Source organism: Chloroflexota bacterium, from assembly GCA_013152435.1.
GTDB lineage: Bacteria > Chloroflexota > Anaerolineae > DUEN01 > DUEN01 > DUEN01.
In genome coordinates this window covers 1-25518 of record JAADGJ010000014.1, presented here as the reverse complement: position 1 = coordinate 25518, position 25518 = coordinate 1, and the positions used below count along the sequence as shown (strand labels likewise).

Here is a 25518-nt window from a genome sequence, read left to right as displayed (position 1 = left end):
CGGTGGCACGCTTTCTTCCGGCGGCGCAGGCGGTTCCACCCCAGCGGGCGGGGCCGGTGGCGCGCTTTCCTCCGGCAGCGCAGGCGGTTCCACCCCAGCAGACGGGGCCGGTGGCGCGCTTTCCTCCGGCAGCGCAGGCGGTTCCACCCCAGCGGGCGGGGCGGGGGACTCCTCCCCAAGAGCCTGGATCTGCAACTCGTCAGAGCGAGGTGCAGCAAGAGGCTGCTCGGCTGGCAGGACAGGTGCGCCCCTCTCCGCCGCCGACTCCGGGCTAGCCACCTCTGGCCGGGCGAGAGAGGGCGCCTCTGGGGGCGCAACGGCATCGCCGGCCGGCGGCATCGGTCGATCTTCTCCCACGGACGGCATCGCATCCCCGGGTGGAGCCGCGGGGGCCATGCCCGGCGGTCCCGGGGCCATCATCGGGGTCCCTGCGCAGGAGACGACCAACAGCCCCTCCACCAGGACGAACAACCCCACCACAAGCAAAATCCTCCGTTTTGGCATCGCTTCCTCCTTAGCGCCCACGCATCTCACTGCGCGGGCTGCGCACGTCGTGAATCCTCCAGGTCCCTTATCAACTGCCAATACTCCTCGCGACTGATCTCCCCCCGGGCGTACCGCTCTCGGGCGATCTCCTTAGCGGAAGACAGTCGGTGAGCCTCTCGGCGCCCGGCCGAAGGCACGCCTCCACGTAGGAGGGCCCAGACGGCCACGATGATCAGGGCGATGACCGCCAGCATAAACAGCGAGGACAAAATCCCGATGGGCCCCACCAGTACGCCCCGCAGGGGAGCAACCGCAGAGCCTCCGGGAGGAGGCGGAGCGGGCGCGGGGGCGCAACCCGCGGCCCAGAGAGCGGGCGAGATGAATGCTGCGAACGAGAGGATCTTCCGTATCCCGTTCATAGGTTCCCCTCCTTTGAATCACAAATGGATCATGTGACACATAATGGCCCTCTTCCGCTGATACCGGGACGAACGTAACGCGTAAGCCTAAAGAAGCGGCAAAGGAAAAGTTAAGAAATCCTGAAGATCCGATGGCGCCATCAAGATCCCGCCAACCACCATTGACGAGATCTCTGGAGCGTGATAGAAAAGGGACAGGATTTCAGGACGAGGAAACGGCGTGCTCTACAGCTTCTCGTGCACAACGAGGGGAAAAGGGACTTGACCCATCACGGGGAACGTAAGCCTCTCTCGGCGCGGGGGACGAAGGATCCAATGGAACCAGCCAGGAGACAGGGCTCATGAACGATCTGGAGCGATTTCACGCCTGCATGAACTACCAACCGGTGGACCACGCGCCTTTTTGGGCCTGGGGAGGATGGCCGGAGACCATCGAGCGTTGGAAGCGGGAGGGGTATGACCCGGAGCGGATGGACCTAAACATGGGAGCTGACCGACGACAGGCCTTCAGCCACTGGTTCTTCCCCCATCCCCCCTTTGAACGGAAGATCATCGCCGAAGATGAGACACATGTCCTGTACGTGAACCATGAGGGCATCCTGATGCGGGAGCTCAAGCACAGCCCGATGAGCTCCATGCCACAATTCGTCCGATTCCCCGTGGAGACCCGGGAGGATTTCCGCCGGTTCTGGAAGGAGCGGATGCAGCCGGACCTGAGCCAGCGCATCGGCCCAGACTGGCGGGAGCAATTGCGGGCCGCTCGAGCCCGGCCTTACCCGCTGATCATCATCGCGGACCGATGGGGCGGCTTCTTCGGCCCCCTGCGCAACCTGCTCGGGCTGGAACGCCTGTGCACCCTCTTCTATGACGATCCCGCCTTCGTTGAGGAGATGATGGACGCCAACGCCGATTTCATCATCGCCATCATGGGGCAGATCCTGGACGTGGTATCCATCGACGCCTTCGCCTTCTGGGAGGACATGGCCTTCAAAACGTCCACTCTCCTCTCCCCCCATATGGCCCGGCGCTACATGCTTCCCCGCTACAGACGCGTGGTCGACTTCCTGACCGCCCGCGGGGTCCCCTTCATCGGGCTGGACAGCGACGGCATGATCGATCCCTTGATCCCCATCTGGCTGGACGCGGGGCTCAACTTCCTGTATCCGTTCGAGGTTCAGGCGGGGATGGACGTGATCGCCGTGCGGAGAAAGTACGGCAGGGATCTCCGGATCTGGGGCGGAGTGGACAAGCGAGCACTGGCACAGGGGCCGGAGGCGATCGACGCGGAGCTCGCCCGGCTTAAGCCGCTCATCGACGAAGGGGGATACATCCCCCACCCGGACCACGGGATCCCGCCGGATGTCTCCTTCGCCAACTACAGCTACTTCATGGAACGACTGCGGGAGGTGTGTGCCTCGTAATCGCCGTCAAGAATATCTTCGAAGCCCTCACTTGCGTCCGGTATGGAAACCGGACCTGCTACATGCTCGTATCATGTCCAGATAACGGTAGAGGCGGCTTTCTATAGCCGCCTCCGCCGTTTAGACTGTCGCGACGAAGCAGCCCGCGCTCTTGGGCACCCGGAAGACCCCCTCCCGGGCGATGATCTCCCGGATCCGCGCCTCCATCCACCGCAGCAAGCCCGCCCGGTGGCTGCCATCCGCGGGCATGTCCTCGATGAGATCCACGCCGACGCTGGCATAGTAGCGCAGGGCGGACGCCACGTCCGGGAAGAGAAAGGCATCCTCCCGCACGTACACTTGCGCCGTTGGGAAGACGGATCGCACCAGCGGCAGGTCGTCCAGGGTGAACCGGGAGCTGAAGAGGGACGATGGCCGGTATCCCAGCTCACGAGCCGCCTGTGCGTGAAGCTCCCGCAGACGCCTGCCGGAATCGGCCGCGTTGGTGGCCAGGATCACCCGGCCGCCCGACCGCAGCACCCGACGCATCTCCCGCAGCGCGGCCACCCGATCCGGCACGTGATAGAGCATATGATTGGCCATCACCCGATCGCAGCAGGCGTCCGGGAGCGGCAGGGCCTGGGCGTCGGCCTGGGCCACCCCCACCGCCAGACCCAGCTCTCGGGCCTGGCGGTGCGCCTCTCGGACCATGCCCAAGGATCGATCCAGGCCGATGATCCGCATCCCCTCCCGGCTCAGCAGCGGATGATACGCCCCAGGGCCACAGCCGATATCCAGCACCACCAGCCCCGGACGGGGATCGATGTGGGACAGCATCCATTCGAAGAAAGGCTGCGGGTTCTCACTGTAGCGCGCATGGCTCTCCTGGCGAACCCGCAGCTTCTCAGCATCACCGTACTGATACTCCAGATACTCGCGATCAATCGCCTGATGGCTCATCGCCTACCCTGCACCCCGCATCTTGCATCCTGCATCTTGCATCCCGTATCCTGCATCTTGCATCCTGTATCCTGCACTCCCCATCCTGCCCCTTGCATCACGCCTCCTGCAACGCATCGTAAACGGGACAGAGCGCCTGGTACGCGGCCTGGAACACCGGGAACAGCCGCTCGTAGACGGCCTCCGTGGCCGGGTCCGGCTCATGTCGATCGATGATCTCGATGAATCGATCGACCACATCGAAGTCCGGGAAGAGCCCCACGCCGACGCCGCCAGCGACGGCAGCGCCCAGGGAGGTCGCCTCCTCCAGCAATCGCGGCCGCAGCACGGGGAGACGGTAGATGTCAGCCATGAGCTGGCGCCAAAAGCGCCCCCTCGCCCCGCCGCCGATGACCCGAATCTCCCGAATGTCGGCTCCGGCCTCCAGGAACGTCTGCAAGATAAGCTTGAGGTTGAACGTGATCCCCTCCAGCGTGGCCCGGATCACGTCCGCCCGGGTATGCTGCACCGTCAACCCCACAAACGCACCGCGGGCCCGGGGGTTCCAATGCGGACTGCGCTCCCCCAGCAGATAGGGCAGGAAGATCAGGCGGTTGGCCCCGGGTGGCGACTGGGCGGCCTTCAGATTCATCACCTCATAGACATCCACACCGGCCGCCTGGGCCGCCTGTTCCTCCGACGTGCAAATCTGGCGCCGGAGCCACTGATACGAGCCGCCGGCCGACTGCATGGTGCCGCAGGGGAAGAATTTGCCCGGCACCATGTGGGCGAAGGTGAAGACCTTCATCTCGGGATCCAGGATCGGCTGGGGGGAGGTGAAGGCGATCCAGGAGGACGATCCCACATAGTTGTAGGCCAGCCCCTCACGCACGGCTCCGGCTCCCACCGTAGCGCAGGCGCCATCGCCTCCGCCCACCACCACGGGCGTGCCCGGGCGCAGCCCCAGATCCTCGGCCACCTCCCGGGTGACCTCGCCCACCACCTCCGCCGAGTCGTGGATCTCCGGCAGCACGGAGGCATCCAGCTCCATTGCCTCCAGGATCTCATCGGACCACGTCCCCTTCTCCAGATCATACAGGTTCATCCCGGACGCGTCGGAGCGGTCCGTGACGAAGCGTCCGGTCAGGCGGCAGATGATGTAGTCCTTGACGTGAAGGAACTTATGGGTCTGGGCGAAGACATCGGGCTCGTGCTCGCGCACCCACGCGATCTTAGGGCCAGAATAGGTGGGGCTGATGCGGTGGCCGGTGATCCGATACACCCGCTCCATCCCCAGCTTCTCCTCCAGGAGGGCCGCCTGCGCCACGGCCCGCTGATCGGCCCAGATGATGCAGCGGCGCAAGGGACGCCCCTGTCCATCCACCGGCAAGCACCCCTGCATCTGGCCGCTGAAGGAGATGCAGGCCACTTCCTCCGGCGACATCCGAGCCTCGGCCAACAGCCGTCGCGTACAGGCCCGCACCGCCTCCCACCAATCAGTCGCGTCCTGCTCCGCCCACCCGCTATGGGGATAGTGAGTATCATAGCCGTGAAACGTACGGGCGACCACCCCTCCATCAGGATCATAGAGCGTCGCCTTGTTGCCGGTGGTCCCCAGATCATGAGCCAGGATATAGCGCGCTGGTGACATCGTCTGTCCCCTCCGCTTGAATGTTCATGGGCCTTCCACGCGATGGGCGTCTCCCAGCTCGGGTGCATGCCCCGCGTGGCTGGCCCGTCCTCCATGAGTATCCGGGCATCTCCGCCCGGGCAACCGATTCCAACATCAGCCTGTGCCACACCCTCGATCGGCGATCGCCTGAGGTATCCTATCTGGCTCCCATCGAACACGCAAAACGACGGCCGTGAGTCCACGTTCGTCTCACGGCCGTCACACATCCGCAACGCGATCCAGAGAAGGGGCGATCATCCCTTGATCGCGCCCACCAGCAGGCCGCGGGCGATATAGCGCTCCAGGGCGATGGCCATGGCGATGACCGGGATGATCATGATCAGGATCAGCACCGACATGTACCACCACTGCGGCCCGCGAGTAGCGTTTTGCGCCGCGACGGTCAGGGGCAGCGTCTGGGCATGGGCGCTGCTCAGGAACAACGCCAGCAGGTACTCGTTCCAGGCGAAGACCAGCACGAACAGGAACGTGGCCACCAGCCCGGGGACCGAAAGGGGCACCACAATGGACCAGAAGATGCGATAAGGCGATGCCCCATCGATGGCCGCACACTCCTCCAGCTCGATCGGGATGCTCTGGAAGTAGTCCCGCATCAGCCACACCACGATGGGCAGATTGGTGGCCACGTAGGTGATGACCAGCGCCGTGCGGGTGTCCAGCAGATCTAGCCGCTGGAAGAGGATATAGATCGGGATCACCACGGCGACCGGCGGCAGGATGCGCTGAGAGATCATCCAGAAGGCGATGTCATCGTTCTTCAGATGGCGTCGGAAGCGCTTGCCGATGGTCTGCGCCAGCAGGAGGAACACGGCGATGGAGGCCACCACGGCCACCTGCCAGGGGACGCCCAGCGTGATCGCCACAATGGCCAGGATCATACAGCCGATGAACAGCAGGATCGTCCCGATGCGCGGCTGGTACTCAAACCGCACCAGAGCGTACGAGGCCGCCGTGCCCAGCGCCAGCGACAACACCGAGCTGGTCAACCCCACGATGACGGTATTCGCGTACGGGCGCAATGTATCGTTGCGCAGATCGACGAAGATATACCGCCAGGCGTGCAACGAGGGCTTGAAGTCGATGAAGGGAAGGTACACGGGCCCATCGTTCACGTGGATCGGCAGCTTGAACGAGGTGATCAGCAGCCAATACAGCGGAAACAGGACCACGAAGGACCAGATCCCCAGGACGATATAGGATAAGACCATCCCCAACGGGGAAGGGACGAAAGGCGAGAAGTTCCAGCGATGCCAACGCGTGGATTTGAACATAACCGGCCCTCAACAGCTCATCGCTATAACGCTTCCACCACCCGACGCCGGATGATATTCACGGTCACCAGGGCGACGAACGTCACCACCAACAGCAGCATATAGGCGACGGCGGCCGATCCGCCGATATCGAGCGTACGCCATGTCATGAAGGCCTGCAGCGTCAACGACTCGGTGGCGGTACCCGGCCCCCCGTTCGTCAACACGTTGGGCAGATCGATGATCTTGAAGGCCTCGATGAGCCGGATCAAGATCAAGGTCGTGCTGACCGGCAGGACGCTGGGCAGCGTGATGTGCCGGAAGATCTGCCATCGGCCAGCGCCGTCCACCAGGGCGGCCTCAATGGGCTCGATCGGTTGGCTCTCCAGCGCCGCCAACAGGACGATGAACATGAACGGCGTCCACTGCCAGATATCACCGATCATGACGGCGGCGCGAGCGGTCCACGGGTTGTTCACCCACGAGGTCTCCGCCAACCCAAAGGCCCGCCAGATCGGCGTAAACGGCCCCTTGGTGAAGTCGGTCAGCATGCGGAACATGTACGCGATGCCCACCGGCGTGATCATCATCGGCAGCAGGAAGACGACGCGGAAGAAGCGGCGGCCGGGGATCTGCTGGATGCACAGCAGCGCCAGGACCAGTCCCAGGATATACTGGATGGTCACGCCACCGAAGACATAGATCAGCGTCACCACCAGGGTCCCCGGGCGGCCACCGGGGCTGAGCGACCGCACCAACAGCCACACCCCCGCGCCCGTGATCACGCTGGCCACCAAACGCCAGAAGAAGCCCAGGGCCGAAGCCCCCTCGCTGCGGGCGTAGCGGACCAGCGACAGGACCAGCCCCGCCACGACGGCGACGAACACCAGCCACCCCAACGGGGACGGATCCGCCAGCACGCCCAGGAAGTGGGTCTTCTCGCTGCCGACGAACAGCTTCCGATAGTTGGCCAGCCCAACGAAGGTGATCTTGAATCCCCCCTTGACGAACTGCAGCCGTGCCAGGGAAAGATACAGGGACACGACCAGGGGGAAGATGGAGAGGAACAGGATCACCAGCACGCTGGGCATCAGGAAGGAGGCACTGGCCACGCGCTCCAGCCACGCGACCATCCTCTCCGAACGCCCCATCACCACAACAGGAGACTCAAGGCCCGGCTCAGCCTGGGCCGGGCCTTGAGTAGACTTGGTTACTTGCATAGGCGAACTTTTCAACCTGACTTACTTGGTGATTCCCAGGCTGGCGCGATAGGCCTGAAGCTGGGACTCACGGCCGATCTCGTTGGTGATCTCCTCCCAGCCGTCGTAGATCTGCTTCATCGTCTCTTCCTTGGTCAGCTCGCCGGCCAGGAACTGCGAGATCGCCTTGTCCAACACGATCTGCTGATACCGCTGGTTCTGCGGGATGCGGAGATCCAGCACCATGTTGGGGCTCTCCAGGCTGGCCTTGATGGCGCCCAGGTAGTCCTTGGCGGCCTGCTCGCTCATGCCAGCCTTGATCCACAGATCCAGGTTCTCAAACTGGGAGATGCGGTAGGGGTTGAAGCCCGTCTTCCCGATGGTCACGTCCACATTGGCCTGCGCCGGCTGGCTCATGTAGGACAAGAAGGCGTAGGCCGCATCCTTGACCTTGGGATCCGCGGCCGCGTTGATCGCACCGGACCAGCCGCCGAAGGCCGCGTACGGCGCGTGGTTCACGCCGTTGACCGCGTACGGGCAGAGCTCCTCGTTGCACTCCTCAAACTGCATGGTCTCCCGGTTCAACACCTTGGTCGTGCCGGGCAGGATCACCGCACCCACCTTGTCGATGACCTTGGAGGTCTCCGGGTCGATGGCCAGGGTGCCGATGTCTCCCCAGTCGATGGAGAGCGCGCAGCGACCGGAGGTGAAGAGGGCACGGGTGTCGCCGACATCCAGGTTCAGCTCATCCGGCGGCCCGTAATTGGTGGTCTCCTTGTACACGTCCAGCGCCGCGGCAAACGCATCGTTGTTGACCAGCGGCTCCATGGTCTCGGTGTTGAAGAAGGAGCCCTGAGATGTGCCCTTGCTCTGCAGGAACCCGGCCGCCACCGACCACACCATCCAGTAGGCCTGCGCGTTGCGCTTCTTGGAGATGCAGGACCCGTAGTCCGGCTCACCATCGCCGTTCAGATCCCGGCCGTGGAAGGTCTTCGCGATGTTCAGGTAGTCCTCCCAGGTCTCCGGCGGGTTCAGGCCCTCCTGCTCCAACAGATCCTTCCGATAGTAGGCCATCTGGAAGTCGCCATCCAGCGGGATCGTATAGATGCGGCCCTCATAGGTGGCGCTGAAGTTGCGGAAGAAGGGGGCGATGTCCTCCCACTGCAACGCCTCGTCCGCCTTCACCCGGTCCGTCAGATCCTCCAGGTAGCCCGGGATGATGTAGTCCACCATCCACTGCGGGGCGAACACGAAGGCATCGAAGCTGTTCGTCCCCGTCGCCAAGTCGGTCAGGATCTTCTGGTAGAGATCGCTGAAGGGGACGGTGATGACGTTGATCTTCGCGCCGGTCAACTCCTGGAAATCCGGAGCCCGCCGCTGCAACGGCTCAGCGATCTGAGGCCCGGTGAAGGTGACGATGTTGACCTCGACCCCCTCGAAAGGCTTCGCCTCCTCAGCCGGGGCAGCCTCCTCCTTTGGGGCCGCCGGAGCCGGAGTCACCATCGGCTGACAGGCGCTGATCACCAAGACCAGGATGCCCAACAGGGACAGCAACAGGACAGCATTACGACGCAACATGGTCCGATCCTCCTTCTCTGTTGAAAAGGGCTGTGTGGTTCTTCCGGATCGATATACAACCGGGGGTACATCGGGGATGAGGTTGCGACGACGCAACCTCCCATCGACGGCAATGCCATGAATCCCTCACCCGCAGGCATCACCTCCTTCCCGCTATCCGAGGATGGAATCAGGACACGACATGTATTCCAGCCGGATACGATCGGGGCGAGTCATCTCATCAGTTATGAGAGGGGGAGTTCGCCCCTGCCTTTGAGATCTCATCGCGCTCAGTGGACACGAGGAACACCACAAGAAGCATAACGATGTGGGACAAGGTACCGTTATCATCACCGTTCACTTCCCGGGGGGCTGAAAGGGCCTGAACCTCAGAGCATACCCTCCCGATCGCCCCACCCGGGCCCGGACGAATCACCTCCAGCGCCGGGAGAGTGGTCAGTCGGGGACGGAAAACAGCGGACGACGTGATAGCGTCCCGCTCAGCGGAGGGCTCCCTTTATCTCCCCCCGATTCCCGGAGCGAATGTTCTCCCGCCATGCCCACGACGAAGCACAAAACAATCGGAACGACATGATCCAGGATCGATCAGACGCCACCGACGAAGAGCGGCAGGAAAGTGGGCACAGCTAGAAGTGAGAAGCGGTTGGGCCGAACCGGCGGCTCCATCACGCCGAACGAACCGAACGGCTCAGCACAATTAGTGTATAGCGTTACCGGCAACTTGTCAAGCCTGGGTTCCACCCAGTGAAACATCCCGGAGAAGGAACGCACGGTCTGCGGCGGGATACACCCAAAATAGCGAAGATTCCGCGAGGCGCCCATCGCAAGCTCTCAGGAGCGATGCGAAGCCCCCTCGCCCAAACACTCCCCGTAGAAAGGATACACGGCCTCCCGGAAAACGACTTGACAGGCGGGAAAGGCCGCGTATGATAGGGCCAGGCCAACCGCCGGAACGGCACGGAGAGGCGATCCAGATCATGCGAATACGGGTGTACGCCACACTGAGAGATCTCCTGGGCACCGACGAGATCACGCTGGATCTCGACGGGAAGACCACGGCGCGCGAGGTGCTGCGCCGCCTGACCGCCCAGTACCCGGCCCTGTCCGAGAAGTTATGGGACGCAGACGGGAACCCCACCGGGTTCGTGCGAGTGCTCCTCAACGGACGCCTGCTGGAATACATGGATGGGTTGGACACCCCCGTTGAAGACCAGGATGAGATGAGCCTGTTCCCACCGGTGGGAGGCGGATGACGAAATTGCGCCTGCGCGGCATCGGCCCCTGGCTGGTCGCGGAGTATCTGAAGGACCTCGGAGGCCAGGAGGCCGAGCCCGGACACATCGCCGGCCCGGACTGGGAGGCCCGCATCACGGCCGGGGATCCCATCCACATCGGGGCCATCCGGCTGGGCGTCACCGAGATCACGTTCACCGGCGAGCCCCAGGCCATCGAGGCGGTCGTGAGCCGGCTGAAGAAGAAGGTGTTACGCGCGGGCGGCTAACGGATCGGGAGGTGATCATGAGCAGAACCAACGGCAGCGCTTCCCCCATCGAGCTTACCGGGTTGATGGCCACCCCAGAGGAACAATGGCATCACCTGCGAAGCTTCCTGGATCTCAACCAGGCCGATATGGACGCCATGCTCCAGACGGTCGAGATCCTGATGCGACGTGGTCCGGAGCTGGTCGCCGGAGCCTACGACCACCTGCTTCGCTTCGAGGCGACGGCCGAGATCCTGGGATGGGAACAGGGGGCCGACCCGGAGCATCTGGCCGAGCGTCGTCGCTTCTTCACCGTGTGGCTGGCGCGCACGCTGGGCCTGGACATGAGCGATGACATGGCACGTTACCTGTTCCGCGCGGGGAAGTACCATGCCGGGCATGGGCCTCGCCGCATCCACGTCCCCGAGATCTACGTGACCGGCGCGATCAGCCTGGTGCACGCGAACTTCGCCAGCTACCTGGCGGCCGAGATGCGGGACGCGGCCGCGGTCGCCCGAGCGCTGGCGGGGTGGAACAAGCTGCTCTCCATGCACCTGCATCTGATGATGGCCGGCTACCGGGTCGCCCGGGCCCTGGACGAGGGGGAGTACCAGGTCACCGTGTCCCTATACGGCCGCATGCGACAGCTCACCCAGCGAGAGCGACTGACCCTGCGCCTCGCCGCGGGGGCGCGCGGCGAGCACGTGCTGCACAAGTTCTTCAACTACTTCCCTGAGGCCCGAGAAGAGGTATTCGACGTGAGCTGGGAGGGGGACTATCGCCTGGATGACCAGGGGACCCCCTGGCTGACGGTCAACAGGGTATATCGACCTCGCCGGGACTGGAACATCCGGCTGAACGGGCGCAACCTGGAGTACGTCGGCGGGCTGATGGCGCCCGTCCGCGATGGGGATGAGGTGAGCATCTTCCCCCCAGGCCGATAAGCCCATCGAGACAGAGAAAGGGGGCGCACGGCCGTGCGCCCCCTGTTTTCTCCGGACATGCGAGAGGCTCAGCGGCGCTGAGCCCTCACCGTCATCACAGGATCCCCAGCTCCTTCAGCTTGCTCTCCGGCACCACGCCGTTCTCCCAGCCGCGCACCCGATAGTACTCCTCCAGCATCTTATCCAGCTCGCAGACGTGCCCCTTGGAGCCCGGCTCCTGCGATGGCTCCTCCAGGAAGCGGGCCGGGAGCGTATCATCCTTGCCGTCGAACCCGTTGAGGTTGTTGTAGTACCGCTCCAGGTTGTAGATCCGTTCGCCCGTCTTCAGCACATCGTCCGCGGTGAAGGGCACCCCCACGAAGGTCGAATACTGCTGGGCGTACTCCTCGGCGCCCTCGGCGAAGGCCGAGAACTTGCAGATGTCCAGGCTGTCGGAGAAGGCGTGGAGGTCCTGCAAGGTCTTCAGCAGCTCGCCTTTGCCCTCCCAGGCCAACGGATCGGTCTTCAACGGGATCAGGCCCAGCTCGCTGGCGGGGGTGTAGCCGCGCAGATGGCAGGCGCCGCGATTGCTGGTCGCGTACGCCACGCCCATGCCCTTCAAGCCACGAGGATCGTAGGCGGGGATCCCCATTCCCTTGACGGCCATGGCCAGCTCGGGGTGTCCGAGCTTCTCCGCGGCAGCGCCCGTGCCCTCGGCCAGGATATCGCCAATCCCCTCCCGGAAGGCGACCTTGCGCATCAGCTCCACCATGCCATGGGCATCCCCCCAGGCCAGGCCATCGCCGTTGGCATAGCCGCGCTCGGTGTACTCCATGTACAAGGCCAGCACGTCTCCGATCTCGATGGCGTCATAGCCCCAGTCGTTGCAGCGATCGATCATGTAGGCGATGGCGCAGGCATCGTCGTTGCCGCACATCGCGCCCAGGGACCAGGCGGGCTCGTACTCCAGGCTCTCCATATGAACCTTGAAGTCGCCCTCCTTGACCTCGACCTCCTTCTTGCAGGCCACCGGGCAGGCATGGCACGTGGGATTCTTGACCAGGATGTGCTCCTTCACCCACTCGCCGCTGATCTTCTCGCCCTTCTCGCCGAAGCTGGTCGTCTGCGCGTTGCGCGTCGGCAGAGCGCCCATGTTGTTGGTGATGTTCATCAACACGTTGGTGCCATAGACGGAGAGGCCACCCTTGCGCGGGGCGGTCACGTTCGCCTCGTCCATGATGGTGGCCAGCGCCCGCCGATGCGCCTCCCGGAAGCCATCTCGATCCTTCGGGCGCGGCCGATCCGCGTGCTTCCCCTTGATCACGATGGCCTTCAGCTTCTTGCTGCCAGCGACGCAGCCGGTGCCGCCTCGGCCGGATGCACGATCGTGCTCGTTGATCCAGCACGCGAACTTCACCAGCCGCTCCCCCGCCGGGCCGATCGCGAGGACGCTCAGATCATCCTCGCCGTGCCGTTCCTGGAGGATCTTGACCGTCTCATGAACGCCCTTGCCCCACAGGTCGCTGGCATCCCGCAGCTCCACCTGGCCATTCTCCACATAGGCATAGACGGGGTTCTCCGCCTTGCCCTTGAAGACCAGCCCGTCAAAGCCGGCCCACTTCAGCCGGGCAGCCGACCAACCGCCATGGTGGGAGTCGACGATGGTGCCCGTCAGGGGGGATTTGGTCACAATGGCCATGCGCCCGCTCATGTTGGCGTCCGTGCCGGTCAGCGGGCCGTTCATGAAGCACAAGATGTTGTCCGGGGACAGCGGATCCACCTGTGGACCGTTGTCGAAGACGTATTTGACCCCCAACCCGCGCCCGCCGATGTACTTGAGCGCATCGTCCTTGTCGATGGGCCTGTACTCGACCGCGCCACTCGTCAGGTCGATCCAGGCGACTCGGTTTGCATACCCGCCCAGTTCCATGATTCACCCCCTTACCATGTGCTTAGGACCTACCGTGGGACCGTACGATATGGAAAGCGGAGGACACAGATATGTACAACACGTGGCCAGATAGACGGACTGACAAAGAGGGTTTCTGCAAGAACATTATACATCAAGCCCACGCGCCGTGCAAGGCGATATTCTGTCGCCCCTCCTCCGTTTCCTACCATCACTTGAACTCCCCGACGTTCTGACATATCATACCCTTCGGGCAGCGCGATCGGCCTACCGCACACCCTCACGCGAGGAGGAGAAAATGACCAACGTGTACCAGCATCTGGGCGTGTTCAGCGATTGGGTCGCCGCGGCCGGACGGGTTCGCCCGCTCTATCCCCCGGCCCCGCCAGGCCCTGAGACACAGCAGAGGATCCGAGAGGTCCTGGGATTCTCGCTGGGGGAGGAGCAGCCGTCCGATGTCCGCATGGAGCGTCGATGGGAGCGCGACGGGCTCGTCGGGGAGGAGGTGTCCTGGTCCGTCGGGTACGGCCCCCGCACGCACGCCTGGGTGCTCAAGCCCGCGAACGCGCCAGGGCCGCTGCCCGCCGTGCTCGCTCTGCACGACCACGGCGGGTTCAAGTTCTACGGCAAGGAGAAGATCGCGGATGGGCCGGAGGATCCCCAGCCCGTGGTGATCAGCCATCGCGAGCGGGCCTACGGCGGTCGGGCCTTCGCCAACGCGCTGGCCCAGGAGGGCTTCGTCGTGCTCGTCCACGACACGTTCCTGTGGGGCAGTCGGCGTTTCCCGTTGGAGATCATACCGGAGTGGGAACGACGAATCGCCGAGAGCGCCCGATCGTTGTGGCAGGATCCATCAATCCCGGAGGAGGTCGGCCTCTACAACGCCGCGGCGGCGCTGCACGAGCACCTGGTGGAGAAGTACTGCTCCCTGCTGGGGACCACGCTGGCCGGAGTGGTCAGCTACGAGGATCGGGTGGCGGTGAACTATCTGCTGACGCGGGAGGATGTCATCCCCGAGCGCATCGGATGCGCCGGGCTGTCGGGCGGGGGATGCCGGGCCGCGCTGTTGCAGGCCACCTGTGACCGGATCGCCGCGGCCGTGATCGTGGGCATGATGAGCACATACGAGGGCCTGCTGGATCACAACGTCGCCTCGCACACGTGGATGTTCTTCCCGGCCACATGGGCCCGCTATGGCGACTGGCCCGATCTGGCCGCGTGCCGGGCCCCTTCCCCGCTGATGGTCCAATACGATCTCGACGACGAGCTGTTCACCGAGGAGGGCATGCGCGCGGCGCACAGGCGCATCGCCGAGCATTACCGCAGCGTGGGAAGCCCGGAGAACTACGTCGGAGAATTCTACCCCGGCCCTCACAAGTTCGATCTGGAGATGCAGGTCGCCGCGTTCGCCTGGCTGAAGGCGCGCCTGTCCAATGGCGAATAGATCTCATGCATAGGGGAGGTTCTTCCATGAGCGACCGCTCGAACCGTCCGAACATCATCATCATGTATGCCGATGACCTGGGCTTTGGAGACGTCGGCTGCTATGGGGCGACCCACATCTCGACGCCCAATCTCGACCGGCTGGCCAGCCAGGGGCTGCGCTTCACCCAGGGATACGCGACCGCCGCCACGTGCACGCCATCCCGGTACAGCATCTTGACGGGCTCGTACCCGTGGCGGAATCCGAACGCCCACATCCTGCCGGGCGATGCGCCGCTGATCATCCCGCCCGGCTCTCCAACCCTGCCCGCGCTGCTGCGCGAGGCGGGATACGCCACCGGCGTCGTCGGGAAGTGGCACCTCGGCATCGGCAAGGGGAATCCGGATTGGAACAAGCCGTTGCCCCACACGCCGCTGGACGTCGGGTTTGACATGTCCTACATCATGGCAGCCACGAACGATCGCGTCCCATGCGTCTATCTGGACGGGCGTAGCGTGGATGGGTTGGACCCATCGGATCCCATCGAGGTGTCCTACGCGAGCGAGAATCCCTTCCCGGAGGTCCCCACCGGCCGCGATCACCCCGAGCTTCTGAAGATGAAGCCCAGCCACGGGCACGATATGACCATCGTCAACGGCGTGAGCCGCATCGGCTTCATGCGCGGCGGGAGGTCAGCTCTATGGGTTGACGAGGAGATGGCCGAGGTCTTCCTCGATAAAGCGCTATCCTTCATCGAAGAGAACAAGGACCGGCCGTTCTTTCTCTACTATGCCTTCCATCAACCCCATGTGCCACGCCTTCCCGGCCCGCGCTTCGCGGGGGCGACCGACCTGGGGCCACGCGGCGACGTGATCGTGGAGATGGATTGGTGCGTCGGCCAGGTGTTGGACACGCTGGATCGGCTGGGGCTGTCCGAGGATACTATCGTCATCTTCTCCAGCGACAACGGCCCGGTGCTGGATGATGGCTATCAGGATCAGGCCGTCGAGCTGTGCGATGGGCATCGGCCGGCCGGACCGCTGCGCGGCGGGAAGTACAGCCTCTACGATGGCGGCACCCGCGTGCCCTTCATCCTGCGCTGGAGCGGCCGGGTGAAGCCGGGCGTGACGGACGCCATCGTCTGCCACGTGGACTTCCTCGCCTCCTTCGCCGCGCTGGTGGGGATAGAGCTGCCCCCCGATGCGGCCCCCGATAGCTTCAATGTCCTGCCGGCACTGCTCGGAGACAGCCGCGAGGGCCGGGAGGAACTGATCACAGAGGGGATCCACGCAAAGACCGTGCTCCGTCAGGGCGACTGGACCTTTATCCCGCCGTACCCGGGCCCGGCGGTCAGCCCCACGACGGGCATCGAGCTGGGGAACTCGGATGAGCCCCAACTCTACGACCTGTCGAAGGATATCGGCCAGATCCGCAATGAGGCGGCCGAGCGCCCGGACATGGTCGAGCGCATGTGGAACCGGCTGCGGGAGATCCGCCGTGGAGACCGAACGCGACCTGAGAACATGTGATCACGGGGTTGCCGGCTGTCCGCTCCCCGCCCCGATTCTCCCCGGGAACCCGATACCCCAGGCGGAAGATTGAGGAGGCCCCTATGGTCATACCGACATCTCCTCAAGGCTCAGCAAAATGGCCATACTACGAGGACATCCTGTGGCTGCGGATCAACGCGCTGCGACGGCTGATCGCAGCCAGCATCGTGATCGGTGTCCTGTGGTACGCCTACCTGGGAGCGGTATTGGAGCTCACCAACCCGGCGGCATGGAGCGGCTCCATCGTCCTAACGGCCTCCAGCCTGCTCGCCCAATGGCTGCTACAGCGCCGTGGGTTTCCCTCGGCAACCACCATATATGTGTTGGGGGTGGCGCTGAGCATCATCCTGGCCGCCTGGGTTCACGCCGATCCCTCCTTTCTCCTGCTGCTCGCCCTGGTGGTGGGGATCGCCGGCCTGCTCATGAGTCCCGCCATGGGGTTTCTAACGGCAGCCCTGACCTCCGCGGCCCTCGTCATCAGCACCCAGGTGCTTCCCCCCTCTTTCATCCCGCTATCCGTGGTGTGGAAGACGGCGATTTTCTCCTGGCTGATGGCGCTGCTGCTATGGATCGCCATGTACCCATTGCGCATGACGCTGCACTGGGCCTGGGTAAGCTACGAGCGCGCCCGGGAGCAAAGCGAGGCGCTGCGAGAACACAGGGGTCAGCTGAGCCGCACGCTAAAGGACCTCGATCTGGCCTATCGACGCCTGGAGACCATGGCCATCGAGCTGGAACGGGCCCGCCGGGCGGCGGATGAGGCCCGCCGCCTCAAGGCGGAATTCGCCGCCAACATCAGCCACGAGCTTCGCACCCCGCTTAACCTCATCATCGGCTTCAGCGAGATGATGGCGCTGGCGCCTCATACCTACGGCGAGCCACTTCCCCCGGCCTATCGCGGCGACGTGCAGGCCATCTACCGCAACGCGAAGCATCTCTCCAATCTGATCGACGACGTTTTGGACCTGAGCCAGATCGAGGCCGGCCGCATGGGACTGGTCAAGGAGCCCATCTCCATCCTGAAAGTGATCGAGGAAGCCACCGCCACCGTGATCCATCTGTTCGAGAGCAAAGGGCTCTCCCTGACCGTCGAGGCCCCAGAGGACCTCCCCATCGTCCAGGCTGACCGCACACGGATCCGCCAGGTGCTGATCAACCTGCTGAACAACGCCGTTCGCTTCACCGATGAGGGCGGCGTGACCATCACCGTCACCTCCAACGATCATGAGGTCACGGTAGCCGTGGCCGATACCGGCATCGGCATCGCAGAGGAGGATCTGCCGAAGGTCTTCGAGGAATTCCGTCAGCTGGATGGGTCGATCCGACGTCGCGTGGGGGGTAGCGGGCTGGGACTGGCCATCAGCAAGAAGTTCGTGGAGCTGCACGGGGGACGGATGTGGGTGAAGAGCAAGGCGGGGCAGGGCGCCACCTTCTTCTTCAGCCTCCCCCTGCGAGAGGAGCTGGTCATCAGCAACCTGCGGCCCGAATGGGAGAGCTGGGCTCAATTGCTCCCCAGCAAGGAGGGACAGAGAACCCTGGTGGTCATAGACCCGGAGCCTGGGACGGCCCGCCTGTTCGCCAGATATCTGGACGGCTATCGGGTTCTCCACGCCGCCGACGAGGACAAGGCCCGCCAGCTGGCAGCCCATGAGCCCGTCCACGCCCTGGTCGTGATCTCCTCCTCTGGAGAGGCGGGCTGGATTCGACTTCGACAGGCCCGCGAGGGGCTCCCCAACATACCCGTGGTCGTCTGCACGCTACGCGGCGGGACGAGAGGCGACCGTCTGCCGGGGGTGATCACATACCTGGTCAAGCCCGTCACCCGAGATCAGTTCCTGACGGCGTTGAGTCATCTGGGCAGGAACGTGCGCAGCTTGCTGATCGTGGACGATGATCCGGAGGTGGTGCGCCTGCTGGTCCGCATGGTGCAGGTCGCCCCCCGCCCCTACCAGGTGTGGCGGGGCTATGGCGGGGCCCAGGCGCTGGACCTGCTGCGCCAGCATCGCCCTGACGCCGTCATCCTGGACCTCCTGATGCCAGAGGTGGACGGCTATACCGTGCTTGAGCACATGCAGGCCAACGAGCACCTGCGGGAGATTCCCGTTATCGTCGTGACAGCGAAGGGCCAGGAGGAGGAGGCGGTGATCACGGCCGGGCTGGTGGGGATCACCCGGAGAGAGGGGATGTCCATCGGCGAGCTCATGCGGTGCCTGAAGTCCAGTCTGGACGCTTTACGCTCTCCGACGCTGGTCCACACCGCGCCAGCGCAGTCAGAAGCGCCTGCTGTGTAACAGGCTTCGCCAGGAAATCAGTCGCCCCCAATGAGAGCGCCAGGTCCCGCTCTCGCAGCACCGAACAGACGATCACAGGGATGTCCCTGGTCGCCGGATGGTTCTTCAACGTCTGCAAGATCTCCCAGCCATCCTGGGTCGGCATCATGATGTCCAACGTGATGGCATAGGGCCGGAGATCCCGGGCCAGTCGAAGCGCTTCCTGGCTGGTAACGGCGCCCACAACCCGATACGCTCCCCCTCCCAGGTAACGCTGGAACAGCTGGATCACGTCCGGGTTGTCATCGATCACCAACACGGTAGGCGGGCAACGGATCGGCAGGGCAAGCCGAACGGTCAGCCCATCCCCACCCATCACCTCCATCTGCCCCTCTTGCCGCTCGACGAGGCAACTGGCCACCGCCAATCGCCCCTTCTCCAGAGGGGATGTGGAGAAAGTCCCTTTTCCGGCGTAACGGATCATCAGGTCCAGCCGCGGCTCCCGCACGCGCCCGGTGATCTCGATCGAGCCGCCCTCCCCGTGATCCAGAAGGTGCGTCAGCACGTTGAAAAGGATCTGACGTAACACCACCCGGTCCACGGACAGCGGAGGCAGGTCCGGCGGCAGGGTTACCGCCAGGGAGACGCGCCGTTGGGTGGCCAGCTCCGCGAGGGTGGAGAGAACTCCCCGCACCGTCGCCTCCACCGGCGTGAAACGATCGGAGTGGGCGGCGCTCAGCCGGGCGACCTCTTCATTGAGCAGGGAGGAGGGAAGCCCCACCTCCCCCCTCTCCAACCGATCTCGCAGTCGCCGATGCCGCTCCCACAGCAGGTCGGTCAGCGCTTCCAGGCCCTTCACCTGCTCTCGCCGCAGTTGACGCGAGCTGATGGCCAACTCCCGGGCCACCTGGCTCGCCTCCATATTCTCCACATAGCGCAGATAGAGGGCGAGATAGGGACGCCAGGCCGGCGAGGTCGGGGGAATCCGAGGGGACGGGCGAAGGGCCTCTATGCCCTCCAGCAGGACGCGGTGCAGGGTCTCTCCCCCCAGCGCCTGGCCGGAATCCGGGACCAGAAGCTCGGCAAGCGGATGGCATTGAAGATAGGCGTGGTCATATAGATGCCCCAACGCCTCTCTGACCAGCCGGGTAAAGGTGGAGCGGTCCATGCTCCCATTATGCCCACGGACGGAGGGGGTGTCAAACCTGTCCGATTTTTGTCCGCCGGATGGCCGCAGGCGATAGACAAATACAGCCCCGAAGAATATCATGAGGATGGTGGACTCTGGCGAGGACGCCTCCCCCAGCCCGGTTGAAAAAGTGCCCCCTCGCACGCCTCGAGATCTTCAAGTCTCGAGGGCGAGGGTGCTCTTTGCTACTCGAAGACTCCCATGTGGCTGCCCGGCCGAGCATGGAAGCTCGGCTCCGTCGCCCTGTTCGCGTCGCCGCAGACCCGGAAAGCAGCACGAGACCTCCTTTCGCATCAGCTCCACAGCAGACCGTGACCCTATATTCCTTGAGAACGGATCAAAGCCCTTGACTCGGAGGAAGGCATGCCAGCAAGAGCCTCATCGGTACGCACCCCAACTCATCACCCGAGGCGCAGATTCCAACTACACCTGAGCCTCTCGCAACGAGAGGAGATCACCTTCTATCTGTTCCTCATCCCTTGGGCCATCGGCTTTGTCCTCTGGACGGCCGGCCCCATGCTCGCCTCGTTGATCCTGAGCTTTACCCGCTATGACGTGATCACCCCGCCCGTATTCGTAGGCCTCGACAACTATATTAAAATCCTGAAGGATGAACTCACGTGGAAAGCGTTGAAGGCAACGGCCTACTACACCTTTGGAGCGGTCGGGGTGACCGTGACCGGGGCCCTGACCATCGCCACCCTGCTCAACCAGAAGCTCCCTCTTCTCAGCATGTGGAGGACCATCTACTACCTGCCCGTGGTCACATCCGGCGTGGCCGTGGCCTTGCTGTGGATGTGGATCTTCCAGCCCAACTTTGGCCTCGTCAACAACCTGCTTTGGAGCTGGTTCCATATCAAGGGCCCGCAGTGGTTCTTCGATCCGAAATGGACCATCCCCACCTTTATCATCATGGCCTCCTGGGGGGTCGGCGGCCCCATGCTGATCTACCTGGCAGCCATGCAGGGCGTCCCTACTTCCCTCTACGAGGCGGCGATCATCGACGGCGCCAACGCGTTTCAGCGATATATCCACATCACGCTCCCCATGATCTCGCCAGCGATCTTCTTCAACGTCGTCCTCTCCATCATCGGCTCCTTCCAGGTGTTCACGCCAGCGTTCGTGATCACGCAGGGCGGCCCCCAATACGCATCCTACTTCTTCGTCTACCACCTGTACCTATACGCCTTCAATTACTTCGAGATGGGATACGCCTCCGGGCTGGCGTGGGTGCTGTTCATCGTGATTCTGGGATTTACGCTGCTGGTGTTCAGGGGCGGAGAACGTTGGGTTTATTACGAGACGGGGGGAGGCGCGTGACATTATGAACATTGAATCAGGACCCCAAACATGGACGCGAGCCTTTAGAAAGTTACAACCGACGCCCCGACTGGGCAAGCATGCCATGGAGCGCCTCAATCAGGCGGTGGCGACGACGATCGTTGCCATTGGCGCGGTGGCTGTGCTCTTTCCAGTTGTGTGGATGCTCTCGACCTCCTTGAAGCCCAGCGGAGATGTCTTTCTGATCCCCCCGCGCTGGATCCCTCGACCGATCATGTGGTCCAATTACCCGGAAGCATTGAGATTCATGAAAGCCAATGTGGTCTTCGCGAATTCCACCACCGTCGCCGTGCTGAGCGTCATCGGCGTCAGCCTCTCCTCCGCGATCACGGCTTATCCATTCGCCCGGCTGAGAGCGCGGGGCAGCAATCTCCTCTTCTTCCTGGTGATCAGCGTCATGATGCTGCCCGCCCAGGTAACGCTGATCCCCCAATTTCTGTTGTTTAAAAGCATCGGCTGGATCGACACGCTCCGTCCTCTCTTCGTACCACGATTCTTCGGGGCGCCCTACTTCATCTTCCTCCTGCGTCAGTTCTTCCGCACGATCCACAAGGATCTGGACGATGCGGCGATCATCGACGGATGCAGCCACTTCGGCATCTTCTGGCGCATCATCCTCCCCCTATCCAAGCCAGCCCTTGGCGTCGTCGCCATTCAGGAGTTCATCTGGCGCTGGAATGAGTTCCTACACCCGTTGATCTACCTCAACTCCACGGACAAGTTCACGGTCGCGCTGGCTCTGCAGAACTTCCAAGTGGCATATGGAGGCACCCCTTGGCACCTGCTCATGGCCGCCTCCCTGGTGGCTCTGCTGCCCACCATCCTCGTCTTCTTCATCGGACAGCGATTCTTCATCCAAGGGGTCGTCATCACAGGCGTGAAAGGGTAGCTTTTGCACGAACGTTCCACGGAAAGGAGGTGATGCTCAAGACCCGCATCCTTAAAAAATCACAGCTTCTGTAAGGACAGATTACCGAGAGGAGGCTCTGAGTATCCCGTAGACCGATTCAATGAAAAAGGAGGGCATAGCCATGTTCGACGATAAACGACTGACACGGCGCGATTTCCTGCGGTTGACCGCGATCACCACAGGCGGCCTTCTCGCCGCCGCGTGCCAGCCGCCAGCGGCAGCGCCGCCGGCAGCCGAGGAGAAGGCCAAACCGGAGGAGAAGCCCCCGGTGGAGGAAAAGATCGAGCTGACCTGGCTCGTGCGCAGCCACCCGGTGGAGAATCCATGGGAGGAAAACGTAGTTATCCCCGCCTTCCAGGAGCGCTATCCCAACGTCACAATCAAGCTGGTCACGACGCCCGACCCGCAATGGACCGCCAAGGTTATGTCCATGTACGCCGGTGGTACCCCTCCGGATGTGCATAACGGCGTTCGCGGCACCTTCATCCAGCTCTACGCGCAAGAGAAAGTGCTGGAACTTACCCCGCTCATCGAGGCGGACGGCTTCGATCTGGAACCCTTCGGCCCGCTGGCCAAGGACCCGGATATGTGCCGTGGCGGCAAGCAGTGGGCATTGCCCATCCTGACCACGTTTGGCTGCCCCATCTTCTACAACATGGACCTCTTTGACGAGGCGGGCCTGGAATACCCGCCCACAGACTGGCAGGACAAGAGCTGGAATTGGGACAAAGTCCTGGAGCTCGCCCTCAAACTCACGAAGAACTATGGCACAGCCGAGGCCGTCTACGGCATCAACGGCGGGAATCAATTCCACCAATGGGCATATGCATGGGGCGGCGATTGCTGGACCAAAGAGTGGTACGAGCGCGGCATCGCGGAGCGGGCCTTTGTGGCCTCCCAGGAAACCGTTGATGGGCTGACCTTCCGATACAAACTGATCTATGAATACAAGGTCATGCCCACACCCAGTGACGCCCAAGCGATCGCCCAGCTGGGCAATCCCTTCAAAACAGGTCGGGTGGCCATGAGCTGGGAAGGCGGTTGGGGCTATTGGAACTACTTCGATATCACCGCCTTCCGATGGGCTGTGGCACCCTCACCTTGGGGGGTCAGCAACAAGTGTGTAAACTGGACCGACCCCGTCCTTGCCGCCAAGGAGAGTAAGCACCCCGACATGGCATGGAACCTGATCAAGTACCTGACGAGCCAGGAGGGACAGTCAGAATATGTCAAGGTCACACACACGCCCCCCACGCGCGTGGATGCGCTCGACCCCTGGCTGGACTTCCTGACTCCCTTGGCCGGTCTAGATCGAGACCAACTGAAACAGGTGGCCTTGGGCTATCGAGAGAACTATCAGGATAACTGGGCCCACTACGTCATTAACGCACGGGAGTTCCAGATCATCCAACGTCAGGAAGGGGACGTGATGTGGGGCGGGGAGAAGACTCCGGCCGAACATCTGCCCGTCGTCGAGGAGAAGATGAACAAGGCCGCCCAGAAAGCCTACGAGGAGTTCAAGAACACCCGCCTGATGACGGATACCCTGTGTCAGCCGATCACCACATGACGGCGCAGCCTGACGTTGAACCAGAGGAGGGAGGCGACGAGGGACTTTACTCGGCCTCCCTCTTTGCATTACAATTACGGCACTTCGCGTCGCTTTCGCTCGATCCAGGAACGATCGAGGAGATGATCTCGTTGATCCCCATCTCCTTCCGATCCATCATCCTGGACAGAGCTCTATGATTTCACCCGAGGAGGCATATGGTGTCCTCAACCAAGCCCAACATCCTGCTGATCACCACGGATCAACAGCGGTTCGACACGGCCGGTCCCGCCGCACCCTCCTTCATGCGAACACCCCACTTCGATCATCTATGCCGGGAGGGGGTATTCTTCTCCTCGGCGTATGCCGACTGCCCCATCTGCGTGCCCTCGCGCGTCTCCATCATGACGGGCAAGTATGTATTCACACACGGCATGGGCACGAACGGCGAGACATCCCGCGTGATGGGGCGCGAGGGGACGCTCCCCTCCCTCCTGCGAGCCCTGGGCTACCAGACCATCGCCATCGGCAAGATGCACTTCGGCCCGCAGCGGGTCCGACACGGATTCGATGAGATGATCCTGCCCGACGATTACTATCGGGAGATGAGGAGGTCCGGCCAGGTCTACCAGCCGATGCGCCACGGACTGGGCCAAAACGAGCTCTATCCCACCATGGCCACCGTCCCCGAGTGCCAGACGTTGACCTCATGGATCGCCGAGCAATGCGTGGAGTTCATTCGCGAGCGCCGTGATCCCTCCGTCCCCTTCTTCCTGTGGTGTTCCTTCTCCAAGCCCCATCCGCCGCTGGACCCGCCAGAGCCATACTATTCCATGTATCGGGACTGCCCGATCCCCGAGCCCGTCTACGGCGATTGGAGCGAGGATGACCGATGTCCAGAAGCGTTCAAACGCTTTCGGGAGATGCAATCCTACGACCTGGTGCCCCCCGAGATCATCCGAGAGGCGCGAGCGGCCTATTACGGGCTCATCACGCAGATCGACTACAACATGGGGCGCATCTTCGCCGCCCTGCAAGATATGGGCCTGTTCGACGACGTCCTGATCCTCTACACGTCCGATCACGGGGAGTTCCTCGGAGATCATCACGCCGGCTCGAAGGTGTTCTTCCACGAGCCCTCGGCCCATATCCCGTTTGTGCTTCGCATGCCCAAGAGCTGGGACAACCGTTGTCACGGCACGACGGTCCACGCGCTCGTCACCCTCGCCGATATCCTCCCCACCCTGATCCGGGCGGCGGGCGGCACGCCACCTGACGACGCGGACGGCCAGGACCTGATCGCGCTGGCCAGAGGGGAATCCCCGCCCCGCCCATTCCTCGAGGCCACGGCCATGCGCGGCCATCAACCCGCCTACTTCGCCATCACGGATGGCCGCTGGAAATACATCTGGTATCCGGAAGGAGGGGTTGAGCAGCTATTTGACTTGGAGACCGATCCCCAAGAGCTGCATGACCTGGCCGGCCTCCCGCAATACGACGCGGAGCGGAAACGGCTACGCGAGGAGATGATCCGCAGACATCGCGAGCGCGGCTCCCAATTCGTGGAGGATGGGAAGCTGGTCTCATTCCCGATCCAGAGGGAGGCGACGCGAGACAGGCGGAATCGGAGCTGGCCCGGTTACCACACGGATTTCTACGAGGTGGACGTGCGGCACTGAGCTCCCATCGCACGATGATCCACCCCCCAGCCTATTCCGGCCCCTCATCTGGCTGGAGGACCACACATCCTCCAGCGGATCACATCTGGATGAAGCGGCCCGGCACACCCCCGCGCAGGTGGAGCTCTCATGCTCCACCTGCGGCGGCTCCACACCACTGCTGTTAACTCCCATCCACCCGCGCGCTCAGGATGGACAAGACAGGGCTTTTTCAAAGTCAGTGATGGAAATCGGGGGGGTAGGAACACCCCGCGTGTCGCCCGACGCAAGACATTCCCTTGATCATCGACCGAGGGAAAACGGCCCTCATCCCCCAAACCCCCTTCTCCCG

Annotated in this window: 20 protein-coding genes; 11 read left to right on the top strand and 9 right to left on the bottom strand. The window is 63.2% G+C overall.

Annotated features, from left to right (window positions below):
* Together GXP39_02100 and GXP39_02095 are read right to left on the bottom strand one after the other, a co-directional pair.
* A partial coding sequence (locus GXP39_02100; protein NOZ26828.1) for a hypothetical protein occupies window positions 1-504 on the bottom strand: 504 nt, incomplete at its 3' end.
* Between the two features lie 26 nt (window positions 505-530).
* The gene (locus tag GXP39_02095) at window positions 531-740 is read right to left on the bottom strand and encodes an SHOCT domain-containing protein (protein NOZ26827.1); all 210 of its coding nucleotides are present in this window, start codon (window positions 738-740) and stop codon (window positions 531-533) included.
* A gap of 506 nt (window positions 741-1246) precedes the next feature.
* Here GXP39_02095 and GXP39_02090 point away from each other — a divergent pair.
* Window positions 1247-2326 (top strand): hypothetical protein, encoded by a 1080-nt coding sequence (locus GXP39_02090; GenBank protein ID NOZ26826.1) that lies wholly within the window; start codon window positions 1247-1249, stop codon window positions 2324-2326.
* A 120-nt stretch (window positions 2327-2446) separates the two neighbouring features.
* On the opposite strand, the gene GXP39_02085 is transcribed toward GXP39_02090, so the two are convergent.
* The 5 genes from GXP39_02085 to GXP39_02065 all read right to left on the bottom strand — a co-directional run bounded on the left by GXP39_02085 (window position 2447) and on the right by GXP39_02065 (window position 8964).
* A complete protein-coding gene (locus GXP39_02085) occupies window positions 2447-3265 on the bottom strand; it encodes a class I SAM-dependent methyltransferase (GenBank protein NOZ26825.1) in 819 nt (272 codons plus the stop codon).
* Window positions 3266-3362: 97 nt separating this feature from the next.
* Window positions 3363-4895: a xylulokinase gene (gene xylB / locus GXP39_02080; protein NOZ26824.1), complete on the bottom strand. Its 1533-nt coding sequence runs from the start codon at window positions 4893-4895 to the stop codon at window positions 3363-3365.
* A gap of 275 nt (window positions 4896-5170) precedes the next feature.
* Window positions 5171-6145: a carbohydrate ABC transporter permease gene (locus tag GXP39_02075; GenBank protein ID NOZ26823.1), complete on the bottom strand. Its 975-nt coding sequence runs from the start codon at window positions 6143-6145 to the stop codon at window positions 5171-5173.
* A gap of 86 nt (window positions 6146-6231) precedes the next feature.
* Window positions 6232-7407 carry a sugar ABC transporter permease gene (locus tag GXP39_02070; protein NOZ26822.1) on the bottom strand — a complete coding sequence of 392 codons (1176 nt, stop codon included), beginning with the start codon at window positions 7405-7407 and terminating at the stop codon, window positions 6232-6234.
* Between the two features lie 21 nt (window positions 7408-7428).
* The gene (locus tag GXP39_02065) at window positions 7429-8964 is read right to left on the bottom strand and encodes an extracellular solute-binding protein (GenBank protein NOZ26821.1); all 1536 of its coding nucleotides are present in this window, start codon (window positions 8962-8964) and stop codon (window positions 7429-7431) included.
* Between the two features lie 926 nt (window positions 8965-9890).
* Here GXP39_02065 and GXP39_02060 point away from each other — a divergent pair.
* The 3 genes from GXP39_02060 to GXP39_02050 are packed head-to-tail and all read left to right on the top strand — an operon-like array spanning window position 9891 to window position 11388.
* Window positions 9891-10217, top strand: a complete 327-nt coding sequence (locus GXP39_02060) for a MoaD/ThiS family protein (protein NOZ26820.1) — start codon at window positions 9891-9893, stop codon at window positions 10215-10217.
* Entirely contained in the window at window positions 10214-10465 is a 252-nt protein-coding gene (locus tag GXP39_02055) for a DUF1952 domain-containing protein (protein ID NOZ26819.1), read from the top strand. The genes GXP39_02060 and GXP39_02055 overlap by 4 nt, the downstream gene beginning before the upstream one ends.
* 17 nt (window positions 10466-10482) lie before the next feature.
* On the top strand, window positions 10483-11388 hold the full coding sequence (locus GXP39_02050) for a hypothetical protein (GenBank protein NOZ26818.1): 906 nt from the start codon (window positions 10483-10485) through the stop codon (window positions 11386-11388).
* Window positions 11389-11482: 94 nt separating this feature from the next.
* Here GXP39_02050 and GXP39_02045 read toward each other — a convergent pair whose 3' ends face one another.
* Window positions 11483-13297, bottom strand: coding sequence for an aldehyde ferredoxin oxidoreductase family protein (locus GXP39_02045; protein NOZ26817.1), 1815 nt, complete (start codon window positions 13295-13297; stop codon window positions 11483-11485).
* Between the two features lie 277 nt (window positions 13298-13574).
* Here GXP39_02045 and GXP39_02040 point away from each other — a divergent pair, with 277 nt between their 5' ends.
* From GXP39_02040 to GXP39_02030, 3 genes are all read left to right on the top strand, one after another.
* A complete protein-coding gene (locus tag GXP39_02040) occupies window positions 13575-14720 on the top strand; it encodes an acetylesterase (protein ID NOZ26816.1) in 1146 nt (381 codons plus the stop codon).
* Window positions 14721-14746: 26 nt separating this feature from the next.
* Complete coding sequence (locus GXP39_02035; GenBank protein NOZ26815.1) at window positions 14747-16228, top strand: arylsulfatase; 1482 nt, start codon at window positions 14747-14749, stop codon at window positions 16226-16228.
* A gap of 83 nt (window positions 16229-16311) precedes the next feature.
* Window positions 16312-18540 (top strand): response regulator, encoded by a 2229-nt coding sequence (locus GXP39_02030; GenBank protein ID NOZ26814.1) that lies wholly within the window; start codon window positions 16312-16314, stop codon window positions 18538-18540.
* Here GXP39_02030 and GXP39_02025 read toward each other — a convergent pair.
* Entirely contained in the window at window positions 18449-19687 is a 1239-nt protein-coding gene (locus GXP39_02025) for a response regulator (GenBank protein NOZ26813.1), read from the bottom strand. The two genes, GXP39_02030 and GXP39_02025, sit on opposite strands and share 92 nt — an antisense overlap.
* A 384-nt stretch (window positions 19688-20071) precedes the next feature.
* Here GXP39_02025 and GXP39_02020 point away from each other — a divergent pair, with 384 nt between their 5' ends.
* The 4 genes from GXP39_02020 to GXP39_02005 all read left to right on the top strand — a co-directional run bounded on the left by GXP39_02020 (window position 20072) and on the right by GXP39_02005 (window position 25187).
* Window positions 20072-21028, top strand: coding sequence for a sugar ABC transporter permease (locus GXP39_02020; GenBank protein ID NOZ26812.1), 957 nt, complete (start codon window positions 20072-20074; stop codon window positions 21026-21028).
* Window positions 21029-21032: 4 nt separating this feature from the next.
* A complete protein-coding gene (locus tag GXP39_02015) occupies window positions 21033-21938 on the top strand; it encodes a carbohydrate ABC transporter permease (GenBank protein ID NOZ26811.1) in 906 nt (301 codons plus the stop codon).
* Window positions 21939-22080: 142 nt separating this feature from the next.
* Window positions 22081-23529 (top strand): extracellular solute-binding protein, encoded by a 1449-nt coding sequence (locus GXP39_02010; GenBank protein NOZ26810.1) that lies wholly within the window; start codon window positions 22081-22083, stop codon window positions 23527-23529.
* Between the two features lie 197 nt (window positions 23530-23726).
* Window positions 23727-25187 (top strand): sulfatase-like hydrolase/transferase, encoded by a 1461-nt coding sequence (locus GXP39_02005; GenBank protein NOZ26809.1) that lies wholly within the window; start codon window positions 23727-23729, stop codon window positions 25185-25187.
* Window positions 25188-25518: the final 331 nt, after the last annotated feature.

Bases quoted from the DNA above. Each gene is read 5' to 3' on its own strand.
- xylB (NOZ26824.1), bottom strand. From the start codon at position 4,895: ATGTCACCAGCGCGCTATATCCTGGCTCATGATCTGGGGACCACCGGC.
- GXP39_02005 (NOZ26809.1), top strand. From the start codon at position 23,727: ATGGTGTCCTCAACCAAGCCCAACATCCTGCTGATCACCACGGATCAA.
- GXP39_02025 (NOZ26813.1), bottom strand. From the start codon at position 19,687: ATGGACCGCTCCACCTTTACCCGGCTGGTCAGAGAGGCGTTGGGGCAT.
- GXP39_02065 (NOZ26821.1), bottom strand. From the start codon at position 8,964: ATGTTGCGTCGTAATGCTGTCCTGTTGCTGTCCCTGTTGGGCATCCTG.
- GXP39_02035 (NOZ26815.1), top strand. From the start codon at position 14,747: ATGAGCGACCGCTCGAACCGTCCGAACATCATCATCATGTATGCCGAT.
- GXP39_02075 (NOZ26823.1), bottom strand. From the start codon at position 6,145: ATGGTCTTATCCTATATCGTCCTGGGGATCTGGTCCTTCGTGGTCCTG.
- GXP39_02050 (NOZ26818.1), top strand. From the start codon at position 10,483: ATGAGCAGAACCAACGGCAGCGCTTCCCCCATCGAGCTTACCGGGTTG.
- GXP39_02055 (NOZ26819.1), top strand. From the start codon at position 10,214: ATGACGAAATTGCGCCTGCGCGGCATCGGCCCCTGGCTGGTCGCGGAG.
- GXP39_02040 (NOZ26816.1), top strand. From the start codon at position 13,575: ATGACCAACGTGTACCAGCATCTGGGCGTGTTCAGCGATTGGGTCGCC.
- GXP39_02045 (NOZ26817.1), bottom strand. From the start codon at position 13,297: ATGGAACTGGGCGGGTATGCAAACCGAGTCGCCTGGATCGACCTGACG.
- GXP39_02060 (NOZ26820.1), top strand. From the start codon at position 9,891: ATGATAGGGCCAGGCCAACCGCCGGAACGGCACGGAGAGGCGATCCAG.
- GXP39_02030 (NOZ26814.1), top strand. From the start codon at position 16,312: ATGGTCATACCGACATCTCCTCAAGGCTCAGCAAAATGGCCATACTAC.
- GXP39_02010 (NOZ26810.1), top strand. From the start codon at position 22,081: ATGTTCGACGATAAACGACTGACACGGCGCGATTTCCTGCGGTTGACC.
- GXP39_02070 (NOZ26822.1), bottom strand. From the start codon at position 7,407: ATGCAAGTAACCAAGTCTACTCAAGGCCCGGCCCAGGCTGAGCCGGGC.
- GXP39_02085 (NOZ26825.1), bottom strand. From the start codon at position 3,265: ATGAGCCATCAGGCGATTGATCGCGAGTATCTGGAGTATCAGTACGGT.
- GXP39_02015 (NOZ26811.1), top strand. From the start codon at position 21,033: ATGAACATTGAATCAGGACCCCAAACATGGACGCGAGCCTTTAGAAAG.
- GXP39_02090 (NOZ26826.1), top strand. From the start codon at position 1,247: ATGAACGATCTGGAGCGATTTCACGCCTGCATGAACTACCAACCGGTG.
- GXP39_02095 (NOZ26827.1), bottom strand. From the start codon at position 740: ATGCTGGCGGTCATCGCCCTGATCATCGTGGCCGTCTGGGCCCTCCTA.
- GXP39_02020 (NOZ26812.1), top strand. From the start codon at position 20,072: ATGCCAGCAAGAGCCTCATCGGTACGCACCCCAACTCATCACCCGAGG.